Origin of the sequence: Pseudomonas sp. IT-P395, from assembly GCF_949767675.1 — a bacterium.
In the GTDB taxonomy this organism is placed as follows: Bacteria; Pseudomonadota; Gammaproteobacteria; order Pseudomonadales; family Pseudomonadaceae; genus Aquipseudomonas.
Genome location: NZ_CATKPW010000027.1, coordinates 1 through 4450 on the forward strand (window position 1 = coordinate 1; position 4450 = coordinate 4450).

Below are 4450 nucleotides of genomic sequence, written 5' to 3' on the forward strand. Positions count from 1 at the left end.
GCGTAAATTCTTCGGCGCGACTGTTACTGCAATGCGTGACGTGTGTATCGCTCGTTATGAAGCGTTTGGTACTGCCGGTAATGCTTCGAAGATCAAACCGATCTCGCTGGAAGCGATGTATCAGCGTTATCTGAAGGGTGAGTTGAACGCTAAGGTTAACTAAGCCTGAGCGTTAAACTGGTTTAATAGAAACCCGCCGTGAGGCGGGTTTTTTTGTGGCCGGTTATTCCTTTAGCTCGACATGATCTAGCGCCTGATTCACCGCCAGTTCACCGAGCATGACGACCTGCGCAATTCCCAGCGCCGTCTTGCGGTGTGAGGTGTCGAGCATGGCGGCGAAGTTGTTGAGCATTTCGCTGGCTGAACCTAAGGTCTCGCTGGCGTTGGCCAGCAGGGATTCGGTGTTGTACTTCGGGTTGGCGAGGTACATGGGTTCGGGTTTATGCGTGCTAGCCATGATGAAAGCGGACGGTTTGAGGTAATGGTCGAGGGCGCGTTCGGCGGCGTCGTTGAGTTTTTTTGAGTCGAGGGATTCGTAGGGGGATGCGGGATCTGTTTCTGGCGGGTGCGGCGTTGATTTGATCATTAGCTGAAAAACTCCTGATGGAGCCGCGTCGTCTTCTCTACTAAAAGAAGGGTGGCAGCTGTGCGCAGGTTAGTAGACCGGGGAGTATTCAGCATTAACCGGCGCGCCGAAGCGCCCTGCACACAGCCACCATCAAGTCGGACAGCAATTACCGACGGATGCGCTTTGCACATAACTGAAAAACACCACGGGCTACTAAACCCGATCACTGGAAATCAGTGACGCGAATCAAGTTACCAATGGCCAGCCAGGCGCACAAGCCGGCGGATTCTGGCGTAGTGGTAGGCAACGGCGCAAGCTGTTGTAGGCATCCGGACCTAACTGCTGACAGATCTAAACAGCGCTGTTTAAAGGCTGGATTCAAAACAGGTCAACCGAGCATCCAGCGCTTCAACTGACCGAATAATCCACCGTAAAGCGGTGTCTCCGCACTTGAACGAACGTAGTGAGTTGGCTGGGGAAGAGGCATCTCTTTCAAGTGATAACCGGTCAGCGCATGGCGCCCGCCTCCCGTGGCATGAGCGCGGATGGCGCTGAGTGTCGGGTAACCTCTCAAACAGTCCATTTCTCCTTGCCAGCTGTCTTTTGCATCGGCGATGTCGGTCATGAACCAAACGTCGGTGTAGGTACTGTCTCGGTGGTAATAAGATCCGGCAATCGGGTAGCTCTGAGCGTTACCTTTATTAGAATAAATAACAAGATCAAAAGATAGTGTGAAAAAGGAGCGGACCTATTAAATTATTTCCTCTCGCTTTTGTTAGCTTCTATTCTTTCGCGGGTCGCACTCTAGATCGTTGTGAAACCCGAATCCCTGTGATGTTTCAACTTGGAGGAAGGCGAGGATTTTAATAAATCTGTTCCCTCTTTTGGTCCTTTTTTGTCGATGATACCCGTCTCGCTAGCGTGTTTTTACACAGGCTAATTAGACGGGTTTTTCATAGCGTGGCGTCAAAAACATTTTCGAGGAGCGGCCGAATTGCAGAGTTGGAGAAAACCTATTTTACTCGACCTCCATAAACGGAAACAACTATATCTATTATTGTATCTACGAAATCTGGTGACCATGGGTTTCTGGGGATCGGGTTGTAATGAAAGACTACTACAGGGCCTAACATGTCTGCGAGTCTCGTATAGTCAGTGACGACTTGTCGGTTTGTCTGAGATACTCCAATTGGTGGGTTTTGGCCATGACGTTTCCCGTCGACCACACTAGACAATATGTTGACAGTCTCATAGCGAACTGATGAGCTTGCCATTATATTTTTGTAACGATTCACTATCTGGTCACAGTTCCAGTAATCTGTGGAAACTATTGTTCCAATATCTGTGCATTTAATGCCCATTGATATTGATATGCTGTTTTTAAGGTCCATTGCTAACGTATTGTTAACGTCGCAGTTGAAGGTTTTTACATTGAAGTTATCTATGTTCATAACATGAGCAACCGCAATTATACTTTGCCTCTCTGGCCTGATGTCTTCCCTGGCTAATTGTTCCTCCCGAGGTGGGGGAGGTAGGCCCCGGCTCTTCAACTCTGTTTCCCAGTATTGGGTTGCAGTTGGGGTGCAAATTACGTCGGAGATTATGCTCCAGCCAGTTTCCACATAGTCCGGAACTATTCTAATGACGTCGGGGTTGATACTTTGATTGGCCTCCATTTCTTCTTTTGAGAGGTTGTCCCATAACGATGTGATTTCTAGTCGAGCTTCACTTTTTCTGGTGAGTTCTGCGAGCTTTGGCATGGCCGAGGTCCTACAAGTAGTACGGCTCATAAGTAAGCGATAAATCTGATTTTGATATAACTGTAAAACCTGACAGGTTTTTATACCGTTTCTGAATTAATTCTGATTTTTAAGTCCATTTCGTTGTTGAAAACTTGTGACTAATGCGAGAGCCCAAACCTCTGGAGGACTGGGGTTTCATCGCCAAATGGTATAAACAAGTGGCAGGTCTGACAGTAGGCATCTTTAACTCTGGCGCTCAGGCTTAAGGATTTACCGCTGAAACCGAAAGGCTTGGCACGGGTGACAATTTCTCCAGAGACAGAACCATCCTCGGATCCAGACAAAAACTCGAAAGCCTCTCCGCCCGCCACGCTTTCTAATAAGCAGCAGGATTCACCGAAAGTTGCGATAACCCGCAGCGTCAGACTGTGTGAAAACACGCTGATGACGGTTCGACAAACGCCCCACTTGTCGGGGCGTTTGCTTTAGGGCTCGCAGCAGGCGAGAAAAGGCCTTTCAGCCCAACAGAGCCATCATCTGGCACACGCCTAACACGTTAATGGAGAGAAAAGGGGACGGATTTGAATGGCACTTACTTAATATGTTTTGGGTGCCCGTTTTTTCTGACATCTGCCCTTGCAGACCGACGTGGTTTGGTCAGCAAGGGGTAGGTTTGAGGTCTTCGTTTTATGGCTCGCGGCTCGATACGACCAAGCCGATTTCCGACGCGCCTCTGAGCAATCAGCATCAATAAATTCGACAGGCCGTCCTCGTCTTCGGGGCTGCCATATTGTCGCATTGCCAGCCATAGCTGAAGGCTGTGTTTGAAGCTCAGTTCGCGAGATAAACAGTCAGCTAACAGAGCCGATTGTGCCATCAGCATTCGGATCAGATTGTGAGCTAACAGATAGACCCATAACTCCTTTACTGCCATGCCTGGGGTTTTGCAGCTTAACTTTCCAAGTCCCAGCGTAGCTTTGAGATTGCGCAGATCCAGTTCAACATGCCATCGACCCTTGTACAGCGATTTCAGGGCTGTTTTAGGTGTCTGCTTTGGAATGCAACGTGGTGACCAACGTTTTCCCACCCGCCTTCAACTCCCGCACGGTCAGTTTTTCAGGCGCCTTTTCGTAATGCGTTTGACTCATCCACAGCGGTCTTCTTGCAGGCTTTTTCAATTCGATCAGGTGATCTTCCGAACCGAGACTCTGCCCTAGGCGAAAGTCCGTGCTGCGCCGTCGAGCACCGTATTGTTCGAACACGCCATCGATACCTCTTCGTTGCAACTCGCACAGCAAGAAATAGGTAGCGTAGTAAGCGTCGCCTAACAAAATGTCACCTGTTTTTAACGTGTCGAGCATTGATCTGAGCAGTGTCTGTTCATCGCCGCCCTTGCCTCGGAAACGCCCAAGGGCAGCATCTAAAACGGCGCCGCTGGAGAGGCAGACGATGCCCACCACTCGACACAACGGAAAACCAAGACCGATTTTCTGGCCGCGAGATTGCGGATAGGCGCCCTGATTGGCCGCTGTGTCGGGCATGCTGACCGTCGTGCCATCCACCAGCCGCACAGGTCGTCCCATCCAGCGCCACGACGAGGGTGCGTTATCACTTATCGAAGCACCGGTGTGCCTGACCAGCGTGGAAACCATTTCCACAGGCAGGCGTTTTCTAGCCTTGCAGTAGGCGCCCGTGCGAGTGCTATTGGGCTTCATGCCGCCACAGGGCCGTTTAATCGACAGGTCGTTCACGGCGTTCTGGCAGGAGCGGTCGGCACTCATTGCTTGAGCCAGAAACATAGACAACGTTTCAGTTGGCGGAAACAGGCGTTCCCGATGTTCTGGCAGTGCAGACTCGACGCGTTGTAAGAGATCAGGAGACGTGAGGAGATTGAAAAACGCATACGCATTGCAGTCCGAAGCGTGTCGATGAAAACGTTGCTGTTGATGCTGAAGAATTTCACGTCTACGATCCATTTGGGGCTGTGTCCTTGGTTTGTCGGGGTGTGTTCGCAACTATCACCGTATACCAAGACCAGCCCTTCTTCATTTTTTTGCTTTCAGCTCAATTGGTTAGCTGTTAAGTAAGTGCCATTCAAATCTGTCCCCTTATTTTCGCTGACGTCTGCCAGCGCTCGATT

General features: G+C 50.2%; 3 protein-coding genes and 2 pseudogenes. 1 reads left to right on the forward strand and 4 read right to left on the reverse strand.

What is annotated here, in order from left to right; genetic code table 11:
* Positions 1–163 (forward strand): annotated as a pseudogene (locus ACM6IN_RS18585) (fructose-1,6-bisphosphate aldolase); the annotation flags it as partial.
* Between the two features lie 60 nt (positions 164–223).
* Here the strand turns inward: ACM6IN_RS18585 and ACM6IN_RS18590 are convergent.
* The 4 genes and pseudogenes from ACM6IN_RS18590 to ACM6IN_RS18605 form a co-directional block, all read right to left on the reverse strand.
* Positions 224–586, reverse strand: coding sequence for a DUF6124 family protein (locus ACM6IN_RS18590; protein ID WP_034153614.1), 363 nt, complete (start codon positions 584–586; stop codon positions 224–226).
* A gap of 370 nt (positions 587–956) precedes the next feature.
* A complete protein-coding gene (locus ACM6IN_RS18595; RefSeq protein WP_414916506.1) occupies positions 957–1193 on the reverse strand; it encodes a hypothetical protein in 237 nt (78 codons plus the stop codon).
* Positions 1194–1581: 388 nt separating this feature from the next.
* Positions 1582–2328 (reverse strand): hypothetical protein, encoded by a 747-nt coding sequence (locus ACM6IN_RS18600; protein WP_414916507.1) that lies wholly within the window; start codon positions 2326–2328, stop codon positions 1582–1584.
* Between the two features lie 574 nt (positions 2329–2902).
* Positions 2903–4286, reverse strand: a pseudogene (locus tag ACM6IN_RS18605) (IS4 family transposase).
* Between the last annotated feature and the right edge of the window lie 164 nt (positions 4287–4450).